The sequence below is a fragment of the Mesorhizobium sp. M7A.F.Ca.CA.004.04.2.1 genome (genome assembly GCF_004022825.1).
Taxonomy (GTDB): domain Bacteria; phylum Pseudomonadota; class Alphaproteobacteria; order Rhizobiales; family Rhizobiaceae; genus Mesorhizobium.
Map to the genome: position 1 here is coordinate 1 of NZ_RZPH01000982.1, position 2,190 is coordinate 2,190.

At 59.9% G+C, this 2,190-nt stretch carries 2 protein-coding genes; both read left to right on the forward strand.

Annotation, left to right across the window (positions count from 1 at the left end; genetic code table 11):
- The coding region (locus EN893_RS39550; RefSeq protein ID WP_128362028.1) for a DUF3732 domain-containing protein at window positions 1-1,840 on the forward strand (1,840 nt) is incomplete at its 5' end.
- 24 nt (window positions 1,841-1,864) lie between these two features.
- Window positions 1,865-2,190, forward strand: a 326-nt coding sequence (locus EN893_RS30125; RefSeq protein WP_164901240.1) for a hypothetical protein, incomplete at its 3' end; no start/stop codon positions are given.

A 2,190-nucleotide genomic window follows, 5' to 3' on the forward strand; every position in this document is an offset into this window, starting at 1 on the left:
TCTTGATTACTGTCTGGGCTCGGAGAAATGCGCGATTCCGGTGGGCGTAATCCGCGAGAACTGCAGCTGGTTCGGCATTCTGATCCAGACGCTGGATGGCGAAAAGCTCTTGGCGCGACGCGAACCGGGGGACCAACAGAGCACAGGCGACATGGTGCTGCTGGAGGGCGCACAGGTCGAAATTCCGGAGACGATCACCGACAAGACCACCAATGTCGACACGGTCAAGCGCGCGATGAACCGCCTGGCAGGACTGACTGACCTCGACTTCGAACCAGGTACAGAGAATGGATTCAAGCAAAGGCCAAGCTTCCGCGACCTCATGGCCTTCACGTTCCAACCTCAGAACGTGATCGCCAATCCCGACGTGATGTTTTTCAAGGCCGATACGACGGAACACCGGGAGAAGCTAAAGACCATCTTCCCGTACGTTCTGGGCGCGGTCACGGCAAAGATTCTCCAGGCGCGGTTTGAGATCGATCGGCTCCAGCGCAACCTCCGCCGGAAGGAGGCTGAGCTACGCGCGATCGTGTCGGCAACTGGCGCTTGGCGGGCGGAGGCGGAGGCGTGGCTGCGTCAGGCAGTCGAACTTGGCCTAGTCGATTCCTCCACTGAAGTGCCGAAGGACTGGAGTGACGTTGTTGACCTGCTTCGGCGCGTGTCGAACAGCAACTCAAGTCTTGCTCGACCAAGCCTGGCCGGCATCGATGTGGTGCTGACGCGTCTGGAAACCCTTCGTGCGTCGGAAACTGAAATCGCCGCGCGACTTACCGAGCATCGTCAGCGCCTGAACGAACTGCGCCGTCTGGTGGAGAGCAGCGAGGCGTACGGCGACGCCATGCGCATCCAACGTGACCGCTTGGACCTTTCCACGTGGCTGAGGGACTTGGCCGACGAGTTCGCCGATCCGTTGGTCGCACTCGGGGACGGCGGCCGCGAGAAGGTCTTGGCCCTTTGCGACAACCTCGGCGGTCTGGAGATCCGACTGCGGACCCACCCTGCGATGTCTAACACGCTTGACAAGGAAATCCTGCGCCAGCGCGGCGCCGCTGAAGCGGTCCTATCTGAGTTGAACGATGTCCGTAGCGAGATAGCGGTGCTGGAACGGGACTCTGACGTCGCCCGAGACGAGGCCAATCGCTTCGATAGGCTTGAGCGCTTCCTCGGTCGATTGGAGCAGGCGTTGCACGTCTACGACCGCGCCGACCAGTCGTCGGATTTGCGGCAGGAACTCACCTCGCTGCAGGCCGATATTGCAACGCTGCAAAAGACGATCTCCGAGGCCGACATCCAGCGCAAGCTATTCAACGCGTTGCACCAAGTCTCCCATCATGCCAATCGGCTGATTCCGCAGCTTGACGCGGAGTGGCCCGAGGCCCCGATTAGGCTGTTGATTGAAGACCTGACCGTCAAGGTGACTAGGGGAACGCGTGAGGACTACCTGTGGGAGATTGGCAGCGGCGCCAATTGGCTCGCGTATCACGTCGCACTAATGCTTGCGCTGCAGCACTACTTCCTGGCCGAACCTCATCACCCAGTCCCTGGTCAGCTGATCTTCGACCAACCTAGCCAAGTCTATTTTCCTAAGCGGGCGGCGGGCGACGAGGGCCCCGACCTCATCGCGTGGAGGGATCAGGACGTGGTCGCCGTCAGGAAGGTCTTTGCGCTCCTAGGCGCTGAGGTCATGGCCGCGAAAGGTCGCCTCCAGATCATCGTGCTGGATCATGCAGATGAGGACGTCTGGGGCAAGCTTCCCGGAGTCAAGTTGATTGAGGAATGGCGTGGACAGGCCCTCGTGCCTCAGGCTTGGATTGCCGCCGCATCTTCCAACGGTGGATAATAATCTGCTGCCAGAGGAGAAGGCATGGCGAACGTGGACGAGATCAACCGTCTGACGGCCCTTGGCTTGAACGTCATCACAGCCATGGATGTCGCGGAAGGAAAACTAGACGAAGCCTTCGAGGTCGCCCGCGCTCAGGAGAAACGCAAGGTCGACATCTGGTGCAAAGGAAGAAAGAACATTCCGGTTGCACTGACTGCGATATGGGACTGCGATCCTGCAAACTTCTATCTCGCGTTCGACGGCGATGATCCCAGCGACCACGCTTCGACGGATTTCATTCTTATCGACGCTGATGTCACTGACGTTGGCGGCAGGCTTACCTACGCCGCCAGCAGGGACAAGGGTCC